We start from the raw sequence: 23334 nt of genomic DNA, 5'->3' as shown, positions 1-23334 counted from the left end.
CGGTGACGGTCGTCGACGAGATCGCCGGGGTGCCCGCCGCGGCCGTGGCCGCCCCTTCCTCCACCGCGGAGGTCGCCGCCGTGGTCCGCGGCGCCGCCGAGGACGGGCTGGCGCTGGTCGCCCGGGGCGCCGGCACCCGGCAGGACTGGGCGCTGCCGCCGCACCGGCTCGACCTGATCCTCGACATGGGCGGGGTGCGCGGCCTGGTCGAGCACGCCGCCGGGGACCTCGTGGCGATCGTGCGGGCCGGCACGCCGCTGCGCGAGGTGCAGGAGGCGCTGCGCCCGGCCGGCCAGCAGCTGGCGCTGGACGAGCCGCTGCCCGGGGCGACCGTCGGCGGGACCGTCGCGGTCAACGTCTCCGGCCCCCGCCGGATGCTCTACGGCACCGTCCGGGACCTGCTCATCGGGGTCACGGTGGTGCGCGCCGACGGGGTGGTGGCCCGGGCCGGGGGCAAGGTGGTGAAGAACGTCGCCGGGTACGACCTCGGCAAGCTCGTCGCCGGGTCGTACGGCACCCTGGGCATCATCACCGAGTGCGCCTTCCGGCTGCACCCCCTGCCCGCCGCGGCCCGCTTCGTGTCGGCCCGCGCGGACGGCGTGGACGAGGCCGGCCGGGCCGTGTCCGCGGTGCTCGGCGCGCAGGTGGTGCCCAGCGCGCTCGAGGTCGACATGCCGCCCGGCGGCGCCCCGCTCACGGTCACCGCGCTCGTCGAGGGGGTGCCGGCCGGCGTCGAGCGGCGCGCCGCCGACCTGGAGAAGCTGCTCGGCGGCGACGCGGCGCAGGACGAGACGCCGCCGCCCGGCTGGGGCGCCTACCCGTGGGCGGCCGGCGACATCGGGCTCAAGCTGACCTGCGCGCTGTCGCGGGTGCCGTATCTGCTCACCGCGGCCGGCGTGACCGCGCAGCTGCACGACGTGCCGCTGTGGGTGCGCGGCTCGGCCGGCACCGGGGTGCTCTACGCGGGCCTGCCCGCCGGCACCGACCCCGGGGTGGTGGCCGGCGTGGTGAGCGACCTGCGCGCCGCGACCCGGGCCGGCGCCGGGCACTGCGTGGTGCTGACGTCCCCGCCCGCGGTACGGGCCCGGGTCGACGTCTGGGGCCACGTCGACGGCCTCGACCTCATGCGCCGGGTCAAGGAGCAGTTCGACCCGGCCGGCACGCTGGCACCGGGCCGCTTCGTCGGGGGCATCTGATGACCGGGTCACGCGCCGAGCTCATCGGCGACTGCGTCCACTGTGGATTCTGCCTGCCCACCTGCCCCACGTACGTGCTGTGGGGCGAGGAGATGGACTCGCCGCGCGGGCGCATCCAGCTCATGCTCCAGCAGACCCAGGGCGAGCCGCTCGGCCCCGCCATGGCCGGGCACTTCGACGCCTGCCTGGGCTGCATGGCCTGCGTGACGGCGTGCCCGTCGGGCGTGCAGTACGACAAGCTGATCACCGAGACCCGCGCCATGGTGGAGGAGGTGCGCTCACCCGCCGGCCGGGCGCTGCGGGCCGCCGTGTTCGCGCTGTTCCCCTACCGCCGCCGGCTGGCGCTGGCCAAGGCGCCGCTCGTGACGTACCGATGGCTGGGTCTGCCCGGTCAAGGGCGACTGCCCGCGGCCCTGCGCACGCTGGTGGACCTGGCCCCGCCCCCGCGTCGCGCGGCGCCGCTGCCCTCGCTGGTGAGCGCTATCGGCCCGCGGCGGGCCCGCGTCGGCATGCTCACCGGGTGCGTGCAGCACGCGTTCTTCCCGTCGGTGAACGCCGCGACCGCGCGGGTGCTCGCCGCCGAGGGCTGCGACGTGGTCATCCCGCCGGAGCAGGGCTGCTGCGGCGCGCTGAGCCTGCACAGCGGCCGCCGCGCGGAGGCGGCCCGGTTCGCCGGCGCGCTGCTGGACGCCTTCGCCGGCGTCGACGCCCTGGTGGTCAACGCGGCCGGGTGCGGGTCGGCGCTGAAGGAGATCGCCTCGCTGCTGCCGGACGACCCGCGGGCCGCCGCGCTGCAGGCGAAGGTCCGTGACCTCTCGGAGTTCCTGGCCGCGCTGGGGACGGTGGCGCCGCGGCACCCGGTCCCCGTGACCGCGGCCTACCACGACGCCTGCCACCTCGCCCACGCCCAGGGGGTGCGGGCGCAGCCACGCGCCCTGCTGCGCGAGATCCCGGGGCTGGCGCTGCGCGAGATCCCCGACGGCGAGATCTGCTGCGGCTCGGCCGGGATCTGGAACGTGCTCAACCCCGCTCCGGCGGCGCAGCTGGGCGAGCGCAAGGCGCGCGACGTGCTGTCGACGGGCGCCTCGCTGCTCGTCACGGCGAATCCCGGCTGCCTGATGCAGATCTCCGCGGCGGTACGGCGACTCGGCGGCTCGATCCGCCTGGCCCACACGGCGGAGGTCCTGGACGCCTCGATCCGGGGCGTGCGGCCTTAGCTGCCTGCTGCTGCGGTCAGACCGACTGGAGTCCGTGCAGCCGGGCGAAGAGCCCGCCGGCCGCCAGCAGCTGCTCGTGCGTGCCCAGCTCGGCCAGGCGCCCGCCGGCGAGCACGGCGATGCGGTCGGCGCCCCGGATGGTGGCCAGGCGGTGGGCGACGACGAACGTGGTGCGGCCCCGCATCAGGCGGGTCAGCGCCTCCTGGACCAGCGCCTCGGACTCGCTGTCGAGGGCCGACGTGGCCTCGTCGAGCAGCAGCACCCTCGGGTCGCGGACCAGGGCCCGGGCGATGGCCAGGCGCTGGCGCTGGCCGCCGGAGAGCAGGGCGCCCCGCTCCCCCACCACGGTGTCCCAGCCGTGCGGGAGGTCCTCGACGAACTCCAGCGCGTTGGCGTCGCGCAGGGCCCGGGTCACCGTCTCCTCGGTCTGGCCGGCCAGCCCGTACGTGACGTTGTCCCAGATCGTGCCGTCGAACAGCACGGGCTCCTGCGGTACCACCGACACGAACTTGCGATAGGAACGCAGGTCGATGCGCTCCATGTCCTCGCCGTCGAGCAGGACCCGGCCCTCGCTGGGGCGGATGAAGCCGATGAGCAGGTTGAGCATGGTCGACTTGCCCGAGCCGGACGGGCCGACGAAGGCGATGGTCTCGCCCTCGGCGACGGTCAGGTCGATGCCGGCCAGGGCGGGCGCGGGCGAGTCCGGGTAGCGGTAGCCGACGCCCTCGAGCGCGATCGCGCCGCGGACGGTGGCGACGCGCTGCTTGCCCTCGTTCAGCTCGAGGTCGGGGGCGGACAGGACCTCGCCGATCGAGCGGATCGACTCCAGGCCCTTGGTGATGATCGGGGCGAGGCCGAAGAGGCCGATGACCGAGCTGGTGAGCACCGCGAAGTACGTGCTGAGCAGCACGACGTCGCCCGCGCTCACCGGGGCGAAGCCGGACCAGGCAGCCCAGCCGGCGGCGACCAGGCAGGCGGCGCCGAGCAGCTGGTAGGTCACCCAGGACATGGCGCCGAAGCGGCCGTTGACCATGTCGAGGCGCAGGCCGGCGGCGCGGACCTCCTCGACGGTGCCGCGCATCCGGTGTACCGCCTCCTGCTCCAGCGCGTGCGCCCGGGTGATCGGCATCAGGTGCGCCATCTCGTCGACCCGCGCGGAGAGCTCCTCGACCCGGCGGCGGAACTCCTCGTTGCGCGCCCCGGACCGGCGGCGCACCATCGCGACCAGGCCGGCGGTGCACGGCACCACGAGCAGGAACAGCGGCACGAACTGCGGCACCCGCACCGCGGTCAGCGTGAGCGCGCCGAGCAGGGTCAGGATCGCGGAGGTACCGCTGGCCGCCACCTGCTGCAGCATCATCTCGACGTTCTCGACGTCGCGCACGAGCTTGGTCTGCAGCAGGCTCGCGCCGGCCTTGGTGTGGAACCCGATGGACAGCTGCTGCAGCCGCCCGGCCAGGTCGGAGCGCAGGTCCGTGCCCAGGTGCCGGACGATCAGGCTCATCTGCCTGACCCAGAGCATGTGCATCGGGATGTTCTGCAGCAGGATCACCGCGAGCACCCCGGCGTTGAGCCACAGCTGGGCGACCGGGCGGTGCTGCACGACCACGTCGATGATGTTGGCGGTGAGCAGCGGCAACAGCCAGATCGGGCTGTCCTTGACGGCGAACGCGAGCGTCGCCAGGGCCAGTCGTGCCTTGCCGGGGGCGAGCAGGCGCAGCGTGGTGCGCACCGGCCGGCGGCCGTCGAAGTCCATGCCGATCATTCTTTTGGGCCACGCCCTGGCCAGGGAAGCCGGGCGCGCCGTCGACCGCGTCACAGCCGATGCGGGGGCGGAAAGTGCCGGGCAAGCGTTGTAGCCTGCACGTCATGACGCAGCCACCGTATGGATCCCCCAATCCGTATGGGCAGCAGGATCCGTACGGCCAACCGTCGCCGTACGGCCAACCGGTGCCCTACAACCAGTCGGACCCCTATGGCCAGCCCGCCCTGCCGCCGCCGATGTCGAGCCCGCCGGCGTCGGGCCAGCCGTACAACACCGCCTACCAGATGCCTCCCGTCTCGGGCGCGCCGACGTCGGGCGGCTACGGCCCCTACGGTCAGAACCCCTACGCGCAGCCCGGCTACGCCCAGCCCGGCTATGCCCAGCCCTTCGGCATGGCGCCCGCCTACGACCCGCTGACCGGCCAGCCGTACTCCGACAAGACCAAGCTCATCGCCGGCCTGCTGCAGCTGCTCCCGGCCCTGTTCTTCGCCATCGGCGGCATCGGCCGGCTCTACGCGGGCAACATCGCCCTCGGCGTGACGCAGCTGATCCTGAGCATCGCGGTCGGCTGGGTCGCCTTCATCTGCGGCTTCTTCCTGCTGGTCCCGTTCCTGGTCACCGGCGGCCTGTGGCTGTGGTTCGTCATCGACGGCATCATGATCCTCGCCGGCCGCCCGGTCGACGGCCAGGGCCGCCCGCTGCGCCCGAACTGACGGTTGCCGCCGGCCCGTCACCGACCCGGCGGGCCGTCGCCCACCCCGGCGGGCCGGATGAATACGAGATGACCGGCCGGCCGAGGTCCGGGCCGACGCAGTGGCCGGCTTCCGGACTCGCAGCGGGCGAGGCCACCCTCCAGGGCCGCGGCGCCGGCGGCGGGCCACCACTGCCCCGTCACGGCAGCAGCAGCGCGCCCGCCCCCTTGACCAGCCGCATCATCGGGGCCAGCTCGGCCGAGAGCACGCCGTCGAGGCCGCCGACGCCCTCGGCCAGGTACTCGTACAGCGCGTCGAGGTCCCGGCACACGACGACCGCGGCGACGCCGGCCGGCCCGGTGACGGCGGCGGCGCACGCGATCTGCGGGTGCCGGGCGAGGGCCTCGGTCACCGGGGTGAGCGCCGACGGGGCGACGGTGAGCCAGAGCGCGGCCTGCGCGGTGTAGCCGAACAGCACCGGATCGACGTTGACGTCGAAGTACAGGATCCGGCCCTGGCGAAGCTCCTCGAGGCGCCGGCGCACCGTCGTCTCCGACCAGCCGGTGGCCGCGGCGAGGGCCGGCAGCGCGGCCCGCCCGTCGCGCGCGAGGGCCGCGAACAGGGCCTCGTCGGCCGCCCTGGGCGTGACCGGGCGCGCGGGCGGTCCGTCCTGCGGCCGCAGTGCGGCGATCTGGGCCGCATCCAGCGCGGCGGTGCGGCCCGGCCAGCCGCCCACCCCGGCCACCACGCGCAGCATGCAGTGCGCGGAGACGTCGGTGACGCGGGGCGCGCGGGGCAGCTTCTGCAGCAGCAGCTCGCTCTCGCGGGCCGCCCGCCGGGTCCGGGTGATGCAGTTGATCTCGGTGCCGCCGGACATGATCGTCACCCAGGAGGTGTCGGCCCGCCGCGCGAGGGCGTGCGCGACCGGGCCGGCGGCGTCGGGCGTGCAGCGCATCCGCACCATCCAGTCCACGGCGCCGATCGCGGCGGCGTGCGGCAGGCCGACGACGCGCAGCGCGCCGGCGGAGCGCAGCCGCTGGTACCGGCGGGCGAGGGTGCGCTCGGAGGTGCCGAGCACCTCGGCGATCCGGCTGAACGGGGCCCGCCCGTCGACCTGCAGCGCGTGCGCGAGGGCGCGGTCGAGCTCGTCCATCGTGAGTGGATCCACCGCCAGACCGTAGCAGTGTGCCGGATTCCGCCGGAAACGGTCGCGGAACCGCCGCCCGGGCCGGGCGAACGGCACGGTGGCGATCATGCGCAAATGGCTCCCCCTGCTCACGGTCTCGCTGAGCACCTTCATGCTGCTGATCGATCTGACGATCGTCAGCGTCGCCGCCCCGGACCTGGCCCGGGAGCTGCACTCGTCGTTCGCCGCGCTGCAGTGGACCGTGGACCTGTACGTCCTGGTGCTGGCCGCGCTGCTCATGGCGGCCGGCTCGCTGTCGGACCGGCTCGGCCACCGGCGGGTCTTCGTCACCGGCCTGGTGGTCTTCGCCGCCGCGTCGCTGGCCTGCGGGCTGGCCCCCGGCGCCGGGGTGCTCATCGCCGCCCGGGGCGTGCAGGGCCTGGGCGCGGCCGCCATGTACGCCACGAACGCCGCCCTGCTCGGCCTGACGTACACGGGCCGGGACCGCTCGGTGGCCTTCGGCGTGTGGGGCGCGGCCAACGGGGCCGCCGCCGCGGCCGGCCCGATCCTCGGCGGCCTGCTCACCGAGCACGCCGGCTGGCGCTCCATCTTCCTGGTCAACCTGCCCATCGCGGCCGTCGCCGCGGTGCTGGCCCGCACCGCGCTGCCGGGCGGGCGGGGCCGCAACTCGGGCCGCGTCGACGCGCCCGGCGTCGTGAGCTTCACGGTGGCCTCGGCGCTGGTGGTGTACGGCCTCATCCGCGCCGGCGCCGACGGCTGGTCGGACCGGTGGACCGTCGCCGCGCTCGCCGCCGGTGCCGCCGCGGCCGCCGGGTTCGTCCTGATCGAGCGCGGCCGCCCGGAGCCGATGCTGGACCTGCGGCTGTTTCGCCGGCCGTCCTTCGCCGCGCTGATGTTCGGGGCGGCGGCGATGAACGCGTCCGCCTTCGCCAACCTGGTGTTCGTCTCGCTGTGGGCGCAGTCCGTCCTCGGCCTCGGGGCGATGGCCGCCGGCCTGGTGCTGGCCCCGATGGCGGTGGTCGCGTTCGTGGTCGCCGGGGCCGGCGGGCGGCTGCTGCACGGGGTGGCGCCGCGGCACAGCATCGGCTGGGGCCTGCTGCTGGTCGCCGCGGGCACCGCGCTGTGCATGCTGGTCGGGCCGGACTCCGGCTGGGCGGCGCTGGCCCCGGGCCTGTGCGTGACCGGCGTCGGGGTGGGGCTGAGCACGCCGGTGCTGGCGTCGGCGACCCTGTCGGTGGTGCCGCCGGAGCGGGCCGGCATGGCCAACGGCGCGTCGAACACGTTCCGCCAGCTCGGCTACGCCCTGGCCCTGCCCGTCTTCGCCACCGTCGTCGCCGGCCGGGCCGGCGAGGTGCTCGGCGACGACCCGGCCGGCCGGCGCCTGACCGGCGGCGGCTACCGCGAGCTGCTCGGCACGGCCCCGGCCGCCGCGCTGCGCGCCGCCTACGCCGCCGGGCTGGACCGCATCTTCCTGGCCAGCGCGGCCCTGGCCGGCGTCGCCGGGCTGGTCGTCCTGCTCCTGCTGCGCCCCGCCATGGACCGCCCCGCCGCGGACAGCCCCGCTGAGCCGGCGGCACCGTAACGCCGCAACGGCTCGCGGGCGGCGCGGCCTGCGCTTGCCGGCCGCGCCGCCCGCAATGCCCCGGGCCGTCAGTGCGCCGCGGCCATGTGCCCGCGGCCCGTGCCCTGGTGCGTGAGCTGGTAGGCGGCGACCAGCAGCAGCACGCCGCTGACGATCGCGTATATCCCGATCGCCCAGGCGATAGCCAGCGCACCGGCGGCCGGCCGGATCATGATGAACAGGCCGGCCACGATGGCGAGCGCGCCGATGAGCGCGAGCGACCAGCCGCCGTGCTGGCGGGTGGCCAGCCACAGGTCGGACAGGCCCGTCACCACCGCCCAGGCGCCGACCAGGATGGCGAGCACCACGGCGGTGAGGCCCGGCCAGACGATGGCCATCACGCCGAGCACGATGCCGACCACGCCGGCCACGCCCCGGGCCAGCCGCGGGCTGGTGCCGTCGGCGAATCCGGTCACCACGTTCGACGGGCCGGGCGTCGGGCGGACGGCGTGCACGAGCTGCTCCACCCCGGTGACGATGGCGAAGATGCCGAAGATCAGGGCCAGCGCGATCACCGTGACGCCGGGCCAGATCACCGCGAGGATGCCGAACAGGATCGCCAGCACACCGCGGATGCCGATCAGCCAAGCTTCCCTCTTGAGCATGTGATCCCCTCCAGAATGTTCGTCCCGCTCGCTTCGCGGGCGGTGCGTCCCGCTCGCTCCGCGAACTATGTAAGGCGGGTCATGTGAGGCGGGTTTCTATGTGAGGCGGGTTATGTATGAGGCGGGTTCATGTGTGACGGCGGGTTCATGTGAGGCGGGCGTCGAAGGGCGACTCGCGGGCGAGCGACCGGTAGAGGGCACGCTCGCCGGGGGTGAGCCGCTCCGGCACTACGATGCGGATCTCCGCGAACAGGTCCCCGGCCGGACCGTGCGGGTTGGGCAGCCCCTGCCCGCGCAGGCGCAGGCGGCGGCCCGAGGACGAGCCCGGAGGCACGTCCAGGCGCAGCGGCCCGGTCGGCAGCCCGACCGGCACGACCGCGCCGAGCGCGGCCTCCCACGGGCTGAGCGGCACCTCGACCATGACGTCGCGGCCGGACACCTTGAACCGGGGGTGCGGAGCCAGCCGTACGACCAGGAGAAGGTCGCCGGACGGCCCGCCCCGGGTGCCGGGCGCGCCCTGGCCGGGCAGCCGCAGCCGCTCGCCCTCGACGACGCCGGCCGGCACGTCCACGTCGTACTGTCTCGGCCGTCCCGCGGGGCCCGGCAGCGTGACCCGCCGCCGCCCCCCGGTGTAGGCGGTCTCCACGCCGATGGTGAGCTCGGCCCGGGCGTCGGCGCCGCGCGCACCACGGAACAGCCCGCCCGACAGGTCGATGTCGATGCCGCCGTGGTACCGCTGATGACTGCGCCGCCCCGCGTCGTACTCGCGCCGTCGCTTCGGGTCGGCCAGCACCCGGTACGCCGCCGTGATCTCCTTGAACCGCTCCTCCGCGCCCGGCTCGGCGCTGACGTCCGGGTGGTGGAGCCGGGCCAGGCGCCGGTACGCGCGCTGGATCTCATCCCGCCCCGCGCCCCGGGCCACGCCGAGCACCTCGTAGGGGTCGCGGACGCCGACGGCCATGACGGCCCGTCCTCTCGGGAGGCCGGTCGGGTCAGCCCATCGAGGTGCGGCCGACCTGGCCCGTGCTGCCGGTGCCGGACGGCCCGGCCGCACCGGGCCGCGACTGGCCCTCCTTCATCTGTTTGGCCGCCGCCGCCGGATTGTCGGGTGTCACGATGCCGGGACTGCCCTCGTCGGGGATCGTGGCGTCGGTGACCGTCGCTTCCGGTTTCCTGGTGTGGGCCTTCCTGGCGCCGGGCGGCTCGAGCTCGATGCGGCGGGCCTGCTGGCCGCGCGCCTTGGGCGCCACGATCGTGAGCACGCCGCCGTCCAGGTCCGCCGTCACCGTCTCGGCCTCCACGCCGCCGGGCAGGCCGACGAGGTACTCGAACTCGCCGGTCCGCCGCGCGTGGTGGCGCAGCATCCCCTCCCGGCGCCGCTCGCCGAAGGTGCCGAACACCCGGATCTCGCTCTCGCGCAGCTCGATCTGGACGTCGTGTGCGGCCACGCCGGGCAGGTCCAGCTCGATGCGGAACACGTCGCCGGTCTCCTCGACGTCGACGGGCGCGCCGACCGTCACGGGCATGCCCAGCGACCGGCGGGGATGGGTGACCAGCAGTGTCATGGTGACGCCTCCAAAAGCGCGGGCCCCGGCCGGCTGAGCACAAGGCTGAGCTGCAGGTACGCCGCAATGCTGGGCGAGGCGCGGGTGAGGCGGTCCCACCCGGAGCGGGTGACCCGGCTCGCGCCACCGCCCCGTCCGCGCCGAGTGATGGCCGCTCACCTGGACGCCCGGCAGCGTTCGCGGCATGTACGAAGACGTGTTCATCGCGGAGGTACGCGACAAGACCGGCATTACCGACCCCGAGCGCGCCCGGCGCGCCCTGCACGGCGTGCTGCACGCGCTGGCCAACCGCCTGCCCGACGGCTGGGTGCACCAGCTGGCCGCCGAGCTGCCGCCGACGCTGGCCGAGCCGTTGTGGTCCTTCCAGCACCTCTACGACCAGGAGGTACACGTGGACTTCCTCGCCGACGTCGCGGCGCGCGCCGATGTCGCGCCGGCCGCCGCGCAGCGCCTGGCCCGGGCCGTGTTCGCCGTGGTGGCCAGCGCCTGCGACCCGGCCCTGCTGCGCCGCGTCTACGCGCCGCTGACCAGCGACGTGCTCGTCCTGACCGAGGCCGACGCCTCGCTGCTACCGGTCTGAGCCCATCCCGTGTCAGGGGGAGCGCACGGGGCGCTCCCCCGCGTCATGCCATCCTCGTCCTGAGTGCCGCTACGGCGGCCGCGATCAGCACCGCCTCGAGCGGCCACAGGGCGCCGACCGGGCCGAGGGAGCTGGTGAGGTACCCCCCGAGCAGCGACGCCAGCGGCATGACTCCCCACGACATCGTCATGGCCGCGCCGGTGACCCGGCCCAGGAGCTCGTTGGGCACCAGGAGGGTCGCCTCGGCGACCACCACGACGTTCCACAGTGGACCGACGAAGGCGCACGCCGCACCGACCAGGCCGATCTGGACCGGCCCGGCGGCGACGGCGAACAGCGGCAGCAGCGCCGCCCAGACCCAGTTGACGCCGACGATGACGGTCCGCGCCGTGAGGTGTCGGTGCAGCCGGGCCGCGGCCAGCGCGCCGGCCAGCCCGCCGCCGCTGTAGATGCCGAGCATCAGCCCCACGCCGCCCGGCCCGGCGTGACGGCGCTGGGCGAGCACCACGAGGACCAGCAGCAGCGCCTGGAAGACCAGGTTGCTCGCCGCGATGAGCAGGATCGCGGTCCGCACGAACGGGTGCCGCCAGACCCACCGCAGGCCGGTGAGGGCGGCCCGCAGCAACGGCTCGGGCGGCGCGCCGCCGTCCTCGGGCGGCGCCCCGCCGTTCAGGCGCCTGCGCACGAACAGCAGCCCGATCGCGGACAGCGCGTAGGAGACGGCGTCGGCCAGGAACGGCAGCGCCGCGCCGAGCCCGAACAGCAGCCCGCCCAGCGGCGGCCCGGCCAGCCCCGCCCCGCGCCCGCGCGCCTCGTTCTGCGCGATCGCGGTGGGCAGCTGCGCGGCCGGCACGATGAGCGGCAGCGCGGCCCGCTCGGCCAGCCCGAAGAACACCAGGCACAGCCCCTGCGCGAAGGCGGCCACCACGAGCTGCGTGACGGTGAGCACCCCGAGCCACATCGCGACCGGCACGCTGCCCATCGCCAGCCCCGCCACCACCTCGCTGACCAGCAGGACCTTCCGCCGGTCCCACCGGTCCACCAGCGGCCCGGCCGGCAGGTTGGCGACGAGGAACGGCAGCGTGCCGGCCGCCCCGACCAGCCCGGCGTCGGCCGGCGACCCGGTGGTGGCGAGCACGAGCAGCGGCATGGCGGTCCCGCTCACCTGGGCGCCGAGCGTGGAGACGACCTGGCCACCCCACAGGACGGTGAAGTCCCGGTTGCGCCACAGCGCGGTCACGGCGTCGGGAACGCGTGGAAGACCACCGAGATGGGCCGGCCGCCGGGCGAGGCGCGGTCCGGCTCGCGGTGCCACTTCGAGAGCAGGGCGATGTACTCCTCGGCGAACTGCGTCAGCTCCGCCTCGGTGAGCACGGTGCTGCCGAACGAGTGCTGGGCGGCATCGGCGAACGCGCCGAACGCGTCCCGGTCGGCCAGGTACCCGGCCAGCTCCCGCTCGGCCCGCGCCAGCCACTGCCGCCCGATCTCGTCCGCGGCCGCCGCCACCTCGGGGTCCTCGGCCCGGCGCGGCAGCCGCACGTCCTGGGGGATCGCCCGCCAGTACCTGCGCCGCCCGGCCGAGCGCCCGGCGTCCTCCTCGATGAACCCGTACCGCTCCAGCTGCCGCAGGTGGTAGCTGGCCGCCCCGCGGTCGACCTGGAACTCGACGGCCAGCTCCGCGGAGGTGGCCGAACCGGCCCGCTGCAGCCGCGTGAGCATCTGCTGGCGCAGCGGATGCGCGAGCGCCTTGAGCGCATCGACATCAGTCAGGATTCGCACGCATGAGAAGATATCTATGCAAAGACTTATTCTCAACCCCCCGCGGCGGCCCCGGCCCGGCGTGGTATAAAAATACCTCGCATGGAACGGGAGGCTGTCGTGATCGAGCTCAAGTCCGCCGAGGAGATCGGCCGGATGGCGGTAACCGGCCAGTTCGTCGGCGAGCTGCTCGCCGAGCTCGGCGGCGTCGCCGCGGTCGGCGTCAACCTGATGGACCTCGAGCACCACGCCCGCCGCCGGATCAAGGAACGCGGCGCACAGTCCTGCTACTGGGACTACGCCCCGTCGTTCGGCCGCGGCCCGTTCCGCAACGTGCTGTGCCTGTCGGTCAACGACGCGGTGCTGCACGGCCTGCCGCACGACTACGTGCTGCGCGACGGTGACGTGCTCAGCATCGACATGGCGGTCGGCATCGACGGCTGGGTCGCCGACTCCGCGCTCTCCGTCATCGTCGGCACCCCCGACCCGGCCGACCTGAAGCTGGTCGAGGCCACCGAGGCCGCACTGGAGGCCGGCATCGCCGCCGCCCAGCCCGGCGGGCGCCTCGGCGACATCTCCGCCGCGATCGGCGAGGTCGCCCGCTCCTACGGCTACAGCGTCAACGCCGAGTTCGGCGGCCACGGCATCGGCCGCACCATGCACGAGGCCCCGCACGTGTCCAACAACGGCCGCGCCCGCCGCGGCATGAAGCTCGACCCCGGCCTCACCATCGCCATCGAGCCCTGGTTCTGCCGCTCCACAGACAAGATCAGGTACGACAAGGACGGCTGGACGATCCGCTCCGCCGACGGCTCGCGCACCGCCCACTCCGAGCACACGGTCGCCGTCACGCCGTCCGGCCCCCGGGTCCTGACCCGCCGCCCCACGCACGGCGCCACCTCGGCCGACCCCACCAGGAAGCCTGCCGCAGCGAGTGGTCCGGTTCGGGACGTTGACATGAACAGGTAACTTTGTTTACCGTTTTTCGGCGTCCCGCAGAGAGGATCGTCGATGCGCATGCTCGTCGCCCCGGTCGCCGCCCTGGCCGTGCTCGTCGTGAGCACCGGCACCGCGGCCGCCGCTGCCGGCCCGGTTCCGCTGGCGCCGGCCGACCTGACCGGTTCGGTCGCCGCCACCGGCATCGCCCTGTCCTGGCGCCAGCCGGCGGGCGGCCCCGCGGTCGCGTCGTTCCGCGTCCACGAGGGCGGCGCGGTCGTGCGGCGCACGGCGACGACGTCGGCCCCGATGCAGTACATCGGCGTCAACACCACCCACACCTACACGGTGACCGCGGTCTCCCCGACCGGCGTGGAGTCGCCCCCGTCGGCGCCGTTCACGGGGACGACGTGGACGCCCGGCATGGCGCCCCAGTGCGACGAGCCCGCGCCGCTCACCGTCTTCGACGTGACGTCCTCCGCCCTGTCGGTGCGCTGGTCGGTGGGCCGGTCGTCGCCGCAGCTCGCCCTGGCGGTCAACGGCCGCGACTACGGCGTGGTGGGCGGCACGAGCCTGCGCGTCGGCGGCCTCACCCCCGACACCGCCTACGCGATCGCCCTGCGCCGCGTAAACTGCGACCCGCGCAACCCGACGGTCGGCTACGCCACCACCCGCACGCTGCCCGGCGCGACCAACGCGGCCGCCGCGCCGCGCAACCTCGCCGTCACCGCCCAGGCCGACCGCTCGATCGGCCTGACCTGGTCGGGGCCGTCCGACGGCTCCTACATCCACCAGTACGCGGTCTACGACGGCGCCTACCTGGTCGCCACGACCTGGACCCCGTCGGCGACGGTCACCGGCCTGTTCCACAACACCGCGCACCGCTTCACCGTGGCGGCGCTGGACGTGGCCGGCAACGAGTCGGACCACAGCACCGTCCTGTCCCCCTCGACCACCCCGTGCCCGGCCGGCCCGCCGCCGCCCTCCCGGGTGACCGCCACCGCCGTCACCGCCTCGACCCTGCGCCTGGACTGGACCCTCGAGTCGACCGCCGGCTCCTACACGGTGCTCGACGGCGCCGTCGCCGTCGCCACGGTCACCGACCCGGCCGCGGTGCTCACGGGCCTCGCGCCGGCCTCCCAGCACACCCTGCGCGTGGTCGGCTCGCTGCCCGGCTGCGCCGACACGCCCGCCTCGGCGCCGCTGACCGTGACCACGCTGCCGGGGCAGGCCGGCCGCCCGGCGGCCCCGGCCGGCTTCCACGCGGCCCAGCCCACGATCGCCGGCACCTACGACGCCGACGTCCCGCTGTCCTGGACCCCGTCCCCCGGCCTGGCCTACCGCCTGTACGACGGCGCCGCGGTGGTCGGCACGTACCAGGGCAGCGCCGTGACCCTGCGCACCCGCGGCGCCGAGCGCCACCAGTACCGCCTGACCGCGCTCGACGCGAACGGCGACGAGTCCCCGGCGACCGGCCCGGTCGACGTGATCACCCCGTTCCTGGCCGCCCCGTAACGCCGCGGGCCCGCCGCCGCGGCTCGGGGGTGCCGTCGCGCGGCAACCAGCGTCGCAGGCACGTGAGGTGATCCGGGCCGAGCCCGTGCGCGGCAGCGGGGGCGATCAGCAGGGCGTCGACGCCGAGGCGGGACAGCTCCCCGGCGCAGTGCCGGGCGCGGTCCGGGGGTGCGGTGCCGCCAAGGTCGTCGTCGGCCCAGGCGACCCGCGTGACATGCGGGTTGCGGGCCAGCCACGCGAGCAGCGCCGGCAGCTTGGGCCACGCGTCGCCGGCCGGGAGCACCTCGGCCTGTTCCCAGTCCCGCCCGGGGAACGGCCCGCGCATGGCCCGGCGGGCCTGCGGCAGCCAGCTGGTGAGCCAGAGCGGGGTGACGCCGGGCAAGGCGCCGAGGCCGGCGAGCGCCGCGCACAGGGCCGGCGCGACGCGCACCGGCCGCAGGACGACACCGACCTCGACGAGGGCGCCGAACGGGCTGGACCCCGACGCCGGGCAGACGACGCCATCGATGTCGAGCACGAGAGCGGTGTGCAAGGCCCGACCATAACCCGCCACGGCCGAGCACTTCAACAGCTTGTTGACAAACAGATTGTTGAAGACCAGGCTGGGGCCATGCACGACGAAGGATCGGACGAGCGGCGGGCCCTGGCCCGGCTGACCGGCCGCGGCGGGAACGACCTGCCGCGGCTGCCCTGGCTTGCCGACGGCCAGCCACACGACGCGTTCACGCTGATCCGCCAGGCGCTGTGGCGGGCCGGCACCGACCGCGGCGCGCTGGAGCTGCCCGACGACCTGCTGGCCGCGATCACCCTGCTCGCGTCGGCCCGCGCCGAGCTCGACCAGCTCGAGGCGGGGCTGCTGTTCGTCGCCCGCGCCGAGGGACTCACCTGGGCCCAGGTCGCGCAGCCGCTGGGGCTGCGCACCGCCCAGGCGGCACAGCAGCGGCACGAGCGCGTGCTGGCCCGCCTCGGCGAGGAAGCCGGCCCGTGAGCGTCGTTGCGCTGGCCGACGCCGGCCCCGCGTGCGGCGGCAAGGCCCACGGGCTCGCCGTCCTGCTGCGCGCCGGCCTGCCCGTCCCGGCCGGGTTCGTCGTCGTCGACCCGACCGGCGACGCCGAGGCGATCGGGGATCACCTGGGCCTGCTGCGCGGCCCGGCCGTCGCGGTGCGCTCGTCGGGGCTGGCCGAGGACTCCGCGGCGGCGTCCTTCGCCGGGCAGCTGGAGACCGTCCTCGGCGTCCGGGGCCGCGACGAGGTGCTGGCCGCCGTCCGGCGCTGCGCGGCCTCGGCCCGCACGGACCGGGCCCGCAGCTACCGGGCCCACCTCGGCCTCGACGCCGAGGCCGAGGTGCCGGTGATCGTCCAGGAGCTCGTCGCCGCCGACCGCGCGGGCGTGCTGTTCACCCGCGACCCGCGCACCGGCGCCGACGCGGTGGTGATCAACGCGTCCTGGGGCCTCGGCGAGTCCGTCGTCGCCGGCGCCGTGGTGCCCGACGAGGTCGTCGTGACCGCACCCGCGGACACCGTCCGGGTCGGCGTCGGGGCCAAGCAGACCCGGCTCGACCTGCGCGAGGAAGGCCTCGTCCGCACGCTCGTGCCCGCGACGGACCGCGACCGCCACTGCCTGACGCCGGACGAGGTGCACCGCCTCGTCGCGCTCGGCCGGCGATGCGAGGAGCTCTTCGGCCGGCCCCAGGACGTCGAGTGGGCCATCGACGGCGACCGGATCTGGCTGCTGCAGTCGCGGCCGATCACCGCCCTCGGCCCGCCGGCGGCCCCGGATGGCCGGCGTTGCGCACCCCCGCTGGTCACCGGCGTGCCCAGCAGCCCCGGCCGGGCGAAGGGACCGGCCCGGCCGGTGCGCTCGGTCGACGACTTCGCCAGCGTCCGGCGCGGCGACGTCCTGGTGTGCCGGACCACCGACCCGGCCTGGACCCCGCTGTTCCGCCTCGCCGCCGCCGTCGTCACCGAGACCGGCGGCGTGCTCAGCCACGCCGCCATCGTCGCGCGGGAGTTCGGCATCCCCGCCGTCGTCGGCGCCGGCCGGGCGATGGCCACCCTGACCGACGGCGCGATCGTCACCGTCGACGGCACCGCCGGCACCGTCACCGAAGGATCTGCCTGATGACCCACCCGTCCCCGGCCGACCTGCTCGTGCTCCACGCGGTGCGGCTCAAGGGGTTCGCCGGCACCGCCGCCGTCGCCGGCCGGTTCGGCCTCGACACCGACCGGACCCGCGAGGACCTCCTGGACGCCCAGGCACACGGCCGGGTCAGCCGATCCTCCTTCGCCGACCTGGCCGGATGGTCACTCACCCAGGCCGGGTACCGGCACAACGAGGCACAGCTGCGCGACGAGCTCGACCGCACCGGCGCCCGCGGGACCGTCACCGCCGTGCACGAACAGTTCCTGCCGCGCAACGCCCGAGCGTCGCGGATCTTCACCGCGTGGCAGCTGAGCCCGGGCAGCCCCGCCGGCACCTTCCACGATCTCGCCGGCCTCGCCGGCGAACTGCGCGACCTCGAACGGCCCCTCGCCGAGCGCCTGAGCCGGTTCGCCGGCTATCACGACCGGTTCACCACCGCGCTGGCCCGGGCCTCCGACGACCCGGCATGGATCACCGGCATCGAGGTCGACTCGTGCCACAAGGTCTGGTTCGAGCTGCACGAGGACCTCATCGCCACCCTCGGCATCACCCGTTGACCACCGCACCGGGGCCGGCAACACCGGACCGGACCGGCACCGATCACATATCGGCGCAAAACGGATCGCGGCCGGCCGAACGTTACCATTGCGCGTTGGTAACGGACATCCGATCGGACGGAGCCAGGGCTTGAACGCGTGGGAGCAGGTCGAGGCGCTGCGGTTCCCGGGGCGCGAGTTCGACCCCTCGACCGGCGTGGCGCGCTTCCACTACGCGCTCGGCGACCTGGTCCTCACCGAGACCGTCGACTTCGGGCCGCCGTCCGTCGCGCACCCGGCCCTGGAGCGGGTGCTCGACCTGCTGTACGTCGCCGCCTCCACGTCCTACTACAAGATCGCCGCGCCGCCGAGGGTCGAGCTGGACGGGGTGGCGCTCGCCGAGGGCGCGCTGCCGTGGGTCCGGGCGCTCTACCACGACGGGCTGGGCGAGTTCGCGTACCGCAACAAGCTGGAGTACGTGCTCGAGCTCCCGATCGAGGCGGCCCGGTTCGCCGAGCCGGCCGACTGGCGGCACGTGCCGTCCGGGCCGCCGCTGGCCGCGGTCGGGGGCGGCAAGGACTCGATCGTGACCATGGAGGCGCTGCAGCGGGCCGGGCTCGACCCGGTGCTGTTCGCCGTGAACCCCAACGCGATCATCCGCAGCGTGATGGCGGTGTCGCCGCAGCCGGTGCGCGAGGTGCGCCGCCGGCTCGACCCGCGGATGCGCGAGCTCAACGAGGCCGGCGCCTACAACGGGCACATCCCGGTCACCGCGATCAACTCGCTCATCGCCGTCGCGGCCTCGCTCATGCACGGCCTCGGCCCGGTGGTCATGTCGAACGAGAGCTCCGCCTCGGTACCGAATCTCAACTGGCTCGGCCGCGACATCAACCACCAGTGGTCGAAGGGGCTGCCGGCGGAGGTGCACCTGCGGGAGGCGCTGCTGTCGCACGCGGGGCTCCAGGATGCGTACTTCTCGTTGCTGCGCGGCCTGTCCGAGCTGCACATCGCCGCCCTGTTCGCCAAGTTCACCGCCTACGACGAGGTGGTGACCAGCTGCAACGCGGCGTTCAAGCTGACCGGCGCCAGCGACCGGTGGTGCGGGCACTGCCCGAAGTGCCGGTTCGTCTTCCTGGCCCTGGCCCCCTTCACCGGCCGGGAGCGCCTGCTGCACATCTTCGGCGCCGACGTGTTCTCGGATCTGACGCAGCTGCCGGGGTACCGCGAACTCATGGGCCTCACCGCGCACAAGCCCTTCGAGTGCGTCGGCGAGATCGAGGAGTCCCTCGTCGCCCTGCGGTTGCTCACCGAGCACCCCGACTGGCGCGACACCCCGATCGTGAAGGCCCTCGCCGCCGAGGTGCCGAGCCTGCCGGCCGACGCCGAGGTCGGCGCCGCGTTCCGCGGTGACGCCCCGAACGTGGTCCCGCCCCGCTACCTGGCGGCGCTCGCCGCGCTGGGCTCGCCGCGATCGGGCTCCTGAGCGCCGCGGCGGCGGATCAGCGGTACCAGCGGCGCAGGGTGCGCAGGACCTCCGGGCCGCCGAGCTCCGGGGGCGGGGTAGGGAGCTGGCGCAGCAGGAGGTCGCGCTCGGTGACGTACGACGGGGCCGGGTCGCTCAGCGGGACCGGCGGGAGCCAGAAGCGCTCGATCTCCACGTCCGGCTCCGTCAGGCCGGCCAGGGCACTCGCGGTACCGACGGGGGAAACGACGTCGGCGGCGGAGGCCTCGCCGGGGTCGGGCTCGCCCTCCCCGCCGCCGCGCAGGGTGCGCAGCGCCGTCAGGAGGGCGTCGCGGGTGCGGCCGCGCCAGAGCAGGATGAGGAACGGGTCGGCGTCGAAACGCTCGGCCAGCAGGTAACACGCGGCGGCCAGGTGCTTGCACGGGACGGCCTGGTCGGGGCACGAGCAGCGCATCGCGAGGTCGGCGAAGCGGGCCGGGAACAGCGGGGCCCCGGCCGCCCCGAAGACGTCCTCGACGTGCGGCGGGAGCTCGCCGGACAGCAGCTTGGCGGCGCCGAGGGCCTCGGCCGCCAGGGCCTGCTCGACCGCGGACCAGACGGCGTCGGGAAAGGCAGCGAGGCCGATCGACACCTCGTACGGCTTCGGGCGCGAGCCCTGCACGCTGGCCGTCACCAGGCCCTGCGCGACGTCCAGGCGCAGCACCTGGCCGGCCCGCGCGTAGTTGCGGCCCCGGGTCAGGCGGGTGCCGAGCGCGAAGGACTCGAGCACGGCCAGGAAGCGCTTGGACCACCAGCTCTCGCCGATCGCCCCGCGCGTGCTGCGGGCCCGCAGGCCGCCCTCGACCCGGACGGTCCGCGCGCCCCAGTACTCCGGCGTCGTCACCCCTGCAGGCGCTCCAGCCCGGCGGCCACCCGGCGCGGCGCGAACTCCACGACGGAGTACTCCGCCAGCTCCAGCCGCCGGAACGGGTCCGTCTCCAGGAGTGCCTCCAGCCGCTCCCGCGGCAGGCCGGCGGCCAGGATCACCCCGCCGGTGCGCGGGACCAGCGGCCCGGAGGCGATGAAGACCCCGTCGTCGTACTGCGCGTCGACCCAGTCCTGGTGCTCGCGCAGGACGGCGTCGATCTGCTCCATCGGGGCCAGGTAGCGCAGCGTGATGACGAACACCGGGGCAGTCTAACCACCGCCCCGCGCCGCGATTTTTGGGTAGCGGCCGGTGGGAGAGGGTACTCAGAGATGCACGGCCGGACGGTGCCGGACATCTCCGAGCCGTGACCCGGGAGGGCCGCCGTCCAGCCGCCGCCCGCCGGCTCGCCCCCTCGCGGGCTCGCGGGTGCAGCCCAGCTAGGAGGACGAGATGGACGTGTCGTTCCTGCGCCCCCTGTACGAGCGGCCGGGGCGGTGGGCCTCGGTGTACCTGGACGGGACGCGGCAGCGCGAAGACGTGACCGCCGCCGTCGAGCTGCGCTGGCGCAACGCGCGCACCGGGCTGGAGCGGGCCGGGTGCGACCGCGCGACGGCGGACGCGCTGGGGGCCGCCCTGCTCGCCGAGCGCGGCCGGGAGGGTCCGCGCGGCGTTGCGGGGTTCGCCTGCGCGGGCCGGGTCGAGCTGATGCGCGTGCTCGACGGGCCGCCGCGCCGCCAGATCGCCGTGTTCGAGCCGCTGCCGCACGCGATGCCGCTGCTGGCGCAGCTGGGCGAGGGGATCCCGTACGTGCGGGTGCTGCTGGACCGCACCGGCGGCGACGTCGAGGCGGTCGGCACCGGCCGGGTCGTGCACCGCGAGAGCGTGGCCGGCGGCGAGGTGTTCCCGATGCACCGCAGCAAGCCGGGCGGCTGGTCGGCCCCGCGCTACCAGCGGGCCGCCCATGTGACCTGGCAGCGCAACGCCGGCGACGTGGCCGCCGCGGTCGCCGAGGCGGCCTGGCAGTGCGGCGCCGAGGTCATCGTCGTCGCCGGCGACCCGCAGGCCCGCCCCATGCTCGTCGCCAAGCTGCCCGAGCACTGGCAGGAGCGCGTCGTGCAGACCACCGAGGGCGCCCGCGCCCCCGGCGCCGACCTGGCCGCCCTCGACGACGCCACCGCCGAGGCCGTCGCCGAGCGCGCCGCCGAGGCCGCCACGGGCGTGCTCGACCGCTACCACAGCCACCGCGGCACCGGCGGCGCCGCCGCCGACGGCCTCCCGGCCGTGGTCCACGCCCTGCAGCGCGGCCAGGCCGACACGGTCCTGATCGCCGACGACCCGTCCGCGACCGGCCGGGTGTGGATCGGCCCGGAGCCCCTGCAGCTGTCGTTCGACCGGGCCGAGCTCGAGGGCATGGGCGTCCCCGCCCCGCAGCGGGCCCGCGCCGACGCCGCCCTGGTCCGCGCCATCGTCGGCTCCGACGCCCACCTGCTCTTCGTCGCCCCGGACGACCTGCCGGGGGACATCAGCGTCGCCACGCTGCTGCGCTACGCCGACACCACGACCCGCCACCGGTGACCCGGCGAGATGGCGTGAGCGACCGCGGCCGGCGGCGCAGCAGGCCGGCGGCGATGGCCAGGAGGGCCAGGCCGTAGCCGGTGCGCTGGGCGGTCGCCGTGGCCAGGCCCAGGTCCGGGGCGAACTGGGCCAGGTACGCGGCCGGGGCGACCGCCAGCCACTCGGCCGGGGCGCCATAGCCCACGAGCATGACGAGCAGCAAGGTGTACCACGGATACGCGGGCGCGGCGACCAGCAGCGTGACGGTCACCGTCGCCGCCGCGGTGTCCCACGGGCGGTCCGGGCCGGCGCGGCGCCAGGCCAGCACGGCGGTCGCGGCCACGATGAGCGCCGCGGCCACGGGGGCCAGGGCCGGGGGCAGGACGACATCGAGCAGCGCGAAGCGCGAGCCGTCGGCGTAGCCCTCCTCGTGCAGGTAACCCGGCAGGTACCCCAGCACCGCGGGGCCGGCGGCCAGCACGTGCGGCAGGTACACCACCGCCAGCGCCCCCGCGGCGCACAGCGCGACCATCGCCGCCGGGCGGGGCGGGCGGCGCAACAGGGCGGGGGCCAGCAGGGCCGGGGTCAGCTTGGTGGCCACGGCCAGGCCGAGCAGTGCACCGCCGAGGGCCGGGCGGCGACCGGCGGCCAGCACCCAGACCGCGGCGGCGGCCAGGCCGGCCGCGACGACGTCGACGTGGGCGTTGTTGCCGGCCTCGAGGGCGACCGCCGGGCACCACGCCCACAGCACCGCCCGGCGCGGATCCCGGCCCAGCGCCGCCAGGGCCCGCCACAGCAGCGCGCCGACGAGGGCGGCGCACAGCGCCATCGCGAGCTGCATCGGGTGCTGCCGAGCCGATCGCGGCGACAGCAGGACCACGCCGGCGAACACCGCCTCGGCCACCGGCGGGTAGATCGTCGGTACGGCGGGACGGTTGATGAGCGTGCAGCCGTCGGCGACGCACCAGTGCGACGACGGCGGCCACAGGCCGGGCTCGCGGAAGCGGTGCAGCTCGGGGGCGGCGGGCGGGTACCGGTACGGGTCGACGCCGGCGAGTTGCACCCGGCCGTCCCAGACGTAGCGGTACACGTCGTCGCTGCTGTCCGGCGGGTGGCTCGCGGCGGTCAGGGGCAGGACGACCGCCCCGAGCAGGACGAGGACCAGCGCGGCCCGGCGGTCCACCCGCGGCACGAGCCGGGCGCCCACGGCGAAGGGCAGCCACGACAGCAGGTACCAGCGGCCCGGCAGCAGCAGCGCGCCCAGGATCGCGGCCAGGCACAGCGCCGCGGCCACGATGACCGGGCTCCTCGGCGCCGCCGCTCGCGGGCGACGCGAACCGCGGCCCGGCTGTAGGCCGACAACCGGCGTCATCGGCTCACCGCCACCCCCAGGCGACGCGGGGCCGAGGACCGGCATCATCCGCCACCCCCGGACGCGGGCGACAGGGACCGCGGCCCGGCGGCGGGAGGACCCGCGTCATCGGCACCGCCGCCCCCGGGCGACGCGGGGCCGAGGACCGGCATCATCCGCCACCCCCGGACGCGGGCGACAGGGACCGCGGCCCGGCGATGGGAGGACCGGCGTCATCGGCCCACCGCCGCTCGCGGGCGACGCGAACCGTGGCCCAGGCGCCGCCGGCCGCCGCGACGAGGGCCAGCAGCAGCACGAGGTTGCGGCGTATCAGCGCGCCGGGGTCAGGCGGGCGAACCATCGGCCGGCCTCCGTCCAGGTCTCGGTGGCGTGCAGCCCGGCCCGCCGGGCGACCGCGGCGATGTCGTCGGCCGCGACGAACGCCCACGCGAACGGGGCGCTGGTCCGGCCCGGGCCGGCGAGGGCGACCGGGCCGCTCCAGCTGCCGGCGCCCGGCGGGTCCAGCTCGGCCAGCACCTCGCCGGCCGGGCCGAGCAGGTGGCGGCACCGGCCCAGCAGCCGGACCGGGTCTCCGCCGATGCCGATGTTGCCGTCGGCGAGCAGCGCGCCCCGCCAGGCGCCCTCGCCGGGCAGCGGCTGGAACAGGTCCTGGCACAACACCGGGGCGCCGCGCCGCCGGGCGTAGCGCACCGCCTGCGGGCTCACGTCGACGCCGAGGACGCGGCGGCCGCGGGCGGCGAGGGCGGCGGTGTGCCGGCCGGGCC

The 23334-nt window shown here is 75.6% G+C and carries 25 protein-coding genes; 12 read left to right on the top strand and 13 right to left on the bottom strand.

All coding sequences use genetic code 11. The features are described 5' to 3' along the window. The first annotated feature begins 2 nt into the window (after positions 1-2). Positions 3-1196, top strand: a complete 1194-nt coding sequence (locus AB0M46_RS37035; protein ID WP_363343991.1) for an FAD-binding oxidoreductase — start codon at positions 3-5, stop codon at positions 1194-1196. After that, positions 1196-2413, top strand: a complete 1218-nt coding sequence (locus AB0M46_RS37030) for a heterodisulfide reductase-related iron-sulfur binding cluster (protein ID WP_363343989.1) — start codon at positions 1196-1198, stop codon at positions 2411-2413. The genes AB0M46_RS37035 and AB0M46_RS37030 overlap by 1 nt, the downstream gene beginning before the upstream one ends. A gap of 16 nt (positions 2414-2429) precedes the next feature. Here the strand turns inward: AB0M46_RS37030 and AB0M46_RS37025 are convergent, their stop codons facing one another. After that, positions 2430-4169: an ABC transporter ATP-binding protein gene (locus AB0M46_RS37025; RefSeq protein WP_363343987.1), complete on the bottom strand. Its 1740-nt coding sequence runs from the start codon at positions 4167-4169 to the stop codon at positions 2430-2432. Between the two features lie 113 nt (positions 4170-4282). On the opposite strand from AB0M46_RS37025, the gene AB0M46_RS37020 reads away from it, so the two are divergent. Continuing rightward, a complete protein-coding gene (locus tag AB0M46_RS37020; RefSeq protein ID WP_363343985.1) occupies positions 4283-4891 on the top strand; it encodes a hypothetical protein in 609 nt (202 codons plus the stop codon). 178 nt (positions 4892-5069) lie between these two features. On the opposite strand, the gene AB0M46_RS37015 is transcribed toward AB0M46_RS37020, so the two are convergent. Beyond that, positions 5070-6038 (bottom strand): Lrp/AsnC family transcriptional regulator, encoded by a 969-nt coding sequence (locus AB0M46_RS37015; protein ID WP_363343983.1) that lies wholly within the window; start codon positions 6036-6038, stop codon positions 5070-5072. 85 nt (positions 6039-6123) lie between these two features. On the opposite strand from AB0M46_RS37015, the gene AB0M46_RS37010 reads away from it, so the two are divergent. After that, positions 6124-7599 (top strand): MFS transporter, encoded by a 1476-nt coding sequence (locus tag AB0M46_RS37010; protein WP_363343981.1) that lies wholly within the window; start codon positions 6124-6126, stop codon positions 7597-7599. A 68-nt stretch (positions 7600-7667) separates the two neighbouring features. On the opposite strand, the gene AB0M46_RS37005 is transcribed toward AB0M46_RS37010, so the two are convergent. From AB0M46_RS37005 to AB0M46_RS36995, 3 genes are all read right to left on the bottom strand, one after another. Then, entirely contained in the window at positions 7668-8243 is a 576-nt protein-coding gene (locus AB0M46_RS37005) for a DUF308 domain-containing protein (RefSeq protein ID WP_363343979.1), read from the bottom strand. Positions 8244-8388: 145 nt separating this feature from the next. Next, complete coding sequence (locus tag AB0M46_RS37000) at positions 8389-9204, bottom strand: DnaJ C-terminal domain-containing protein (protein WP_363343977.1); 816 nt, start codon at positions 9202-9204, stop codon at positions 8389-8391. A 31-nt stretch (positions 9205-9235) separates the two neighbouring features. Beyond that, positions 9236-9808: an Hsp20/alpha crystallin family protein gene (locus tag AB0M46_RS36995; protein WP_363343975.1), complete on the bottom strand. Its 573-nt coding sequence runs from the start codon at positions 9806-9808 to the stop codon at positions 9236-9238. Between the two features lie 184 nt (positions 9809-9992). On the opposite strand from AB0M46_RS36995, the gene AB0M46_RS36990 reads away from it, so the two are divergent. After that, on the top strand, positions 9993-10388 hold the full coding sequence (locus AB0M46_RS36990; protein WP_363343973.1) for a DUF2267 domain-containing protein: 396 nt from the start codon (positions 9993-9995) through the stop codon (positions 10386-10388). A gap of 43 nt (positions 10389-10431) precedes the next feature. On the opposite strand, the gene AB0M46_RS36985 is transcribed toward AB0M46_RS36990, so the two are convergent. Then, on the bottom strand, positions 10432-11628 hold the full coding sequence (locus tag AB0M46_RS36985) for an MFS transporter (protein ID WP_363343971.1): 1197 nt from the start codon (positions 11626-11628) through the stop codon (positions 10432-10434). Then, positions 11625-12167: a helix-turn-helix domain-containing protein gene (locus tag AB0M46_RS36980; protein ID WP_363343969.1), complete on the bottom strand. Its 543-nt coding sequence runs from the start codon at positions 12165-12167 to the stop codon at positions 11625-11627. Before AB0M46_RS36980 ends, AB0M46_RS36985 begins: the two co-directional genes overlap by 4 nt. A 99-nt stretch (positions 12168-12266) precedes the next feature. On the opposite strand from AB0M46_RS36980, the gene map reads away from it, so the two are divergent. Together map and AB0M46_RS36970 are read left to right on the top strand one after the other, a co-directional pair. Continuing rightward, positions 12267-13115, top strand: a complete 849-nt coding sequence (gene map / locus AB0M46_RS36975; RefSeq protein WP_363344041.1) for a type I methionyl aminopeptidase — start codon at positions 12267-12269, stop codon at positions 13113-13115. A gap of 42 nt (positions 13116-13157) precedes the next feature. Next, positions 13158-14597, top strand: a complete 1440-nt coding sequence (locus AB0M46_RS36970) for a fibronectin type III domain-containing protein (RefSeq protein WP_363343967.1) — start codon at positions 13158-13160, stop codon at positions 14595-14597. Here AB0M46_RS36970 and AB0M46_RS36965 read toward each other — a convergent pair. Continuing rightward, positions 14572-15129, bottom strand: coding sequence for a hypothetical protein (locus AB0M46_RS36965; RefSeq protein ID WP_363343965.1), 558 nt, complete (start codon positions 15127-15129; stop codon positions 14572-14574). The two genes, AB0M46_RS36970 and AB0M46_RS36965, sit on opposite strands and share 26 nt — an antisense overlap. 78 nt (positions 15130-15207) lie before the next feature. Between AB0M46_RS36965 and AB0M46_RS36960 the strand changes: the two genes are divergently transcribed. From AB0M46_RS36960 to AB0M46_RS36945, 4 genes are all read left to right on the top strand, one after another. Next, entirely contained in the window at positions 15208-15585 is a 378-nt protein-coding gene (locus AB0M46_RS36960) for a DNA-binding protein (RefSeq protein ID WP_363343963.1), read from the top strand. Next, the gene (locus tag AB0M46_RS36955; RefSeq protein ID WP_363343961.1) at positions 15582-16718 is read left to right on the top strand and encodes a PEP/pyruvate-binding domain-containing protein; all 1137 of its coding nucleotides are present in this window, start codon (positions 15582-15584) and stop codon (positions 16716-16718) included. The genes AB0M46_RS36960 and AB0M46_RS36955 overlap by 4 nt, the downstream gene beginning before the upstream one ends. Next, complete coding sequence (locus AB0M46_RS36950) at positions 16718-17296, top strand: transcriptional regulator (RefSeq protein ID WP_363343959.1); 579 nt, start codon at positions 16718-16720, stop codon at positions 17294-17296. Before AB0M46_RS36955 ends, AB0M46_RS36950 begins: the two co-directional genes overlap by 1 nt. A gap of 130 nt (positions 17297-17426) precedes the next feature. Beyond that, entirely contained in the window at positions 17427-18758 is a 1332-nt protein-coding gene (locus AB0M46_RS36945) for a hypothetical protein (RefSeq protein WP_363343957.1), read from the top strand. A gap of 16 nt (positions 18759-18774) precedes the next feature. Here the strand turns inward: AB0M46_RS36945 and AB0M46_RS36940 are convergent, their stop codons facing one another. After that, a complete protein-coding gene (locus tag AB0M46_RS36940; protein WP_363343955.1) occupies positions 18775-19620 on the bottom strand; it encodes a hypothetical protein in 846 nt (281 codons plus the stop codon). Then, positions 19617-19904 carry a YciI family protein gene (locus AB0M46_RS36935; RefSeq protein ID WP_363343953.1) on the bottom strand — a complete coding sequence of 96 codons (288 nt, stop codon included), beginning with the start codon at positions 19902-19904 and terminating at the stop codon, positions 19617-19619. The genes AB0M46_RS36940 and AB0M46_RS36935 overlap by 4 nt, the downstream gene beginning before the upstream one ends. 190 nt (positions 19905-20094) lie before the next feature. Here AB0M46_RS36935 and AB0M46_RS36930 point away from each other — a divergent pair, with 190 nt between their 5' ends. Then, the gene (locus AB0M46_RS36930) at positions 20095-21219 is read left to right on the top strand and encodes a Vms1/Ankzf1 family peptidyl-tRNA hydrolase (RefSeq protein ID WP_363343951.1); all 1125 of its coding nucleotides are present in this window, start codon (positions 20095-20097) and stop codon (positions 21217-21219) included. On the opposite strand, the gene AB0M46_RS36925 is transcribed toward AB0M46_RS36930, so the two are convergent. The 3 genes from AB0M46_RS36925 to AB0M46_RS36915 all read right to left on the bottom strand — a co-directional run. Continuing rightward, positions 21167-22492 (bottom strand): glycosyltransferase 87 family protein, encoded by a 1326-nt coding sequence (locus AB0M46_RS36925; RefSeq protein WP_363343949.1) that lies wholly within the window; start codon positions 22490-22492, stop codon positions 21167-21169. The genes AB0M46_RS36930 and AB0M46_RS36925 overlap by 53 nt on opposite strands. Positions 22493-22721: 229 nt before the next feature. After that, positions 22722-22910: a hypothetical protein gene (locus tag AB0M46_RS36920; protein ID WP_363343947.1), complete on the bottom strand. Its 189-nt coding sequence runs from the start codon at positions 22908-22910 to the stop codon at positions 22722-22724. Continuing rightward, positions 22880-23334 (bottom strand): class I SAM-dependent methyltransferase (locus AB0M46_RS36915; RefSeq protein WP_363343945.1); only part of this gene is annotated, 455 nt, incomplete at its 5' end. The genes AB0M46_RS36915 and AB0M46_RS36920, both read right to left, overlap by 31 nt.

Origin of the sequence: Dactylosporangium sp. NPDC051485, from assembly GCF_040682015.1 — a bacterium.
GTDB lineage: Bacteria > Actinomycetota > Actinomycetes > Mycobacteriales > Micromonosporaceae > Dactylosporangium.
The sequence above is the reverse complement of the archived record's forward strand: the minus strand, read 5'-3'. Positions and strand labels throughout refer to the sequence as shown.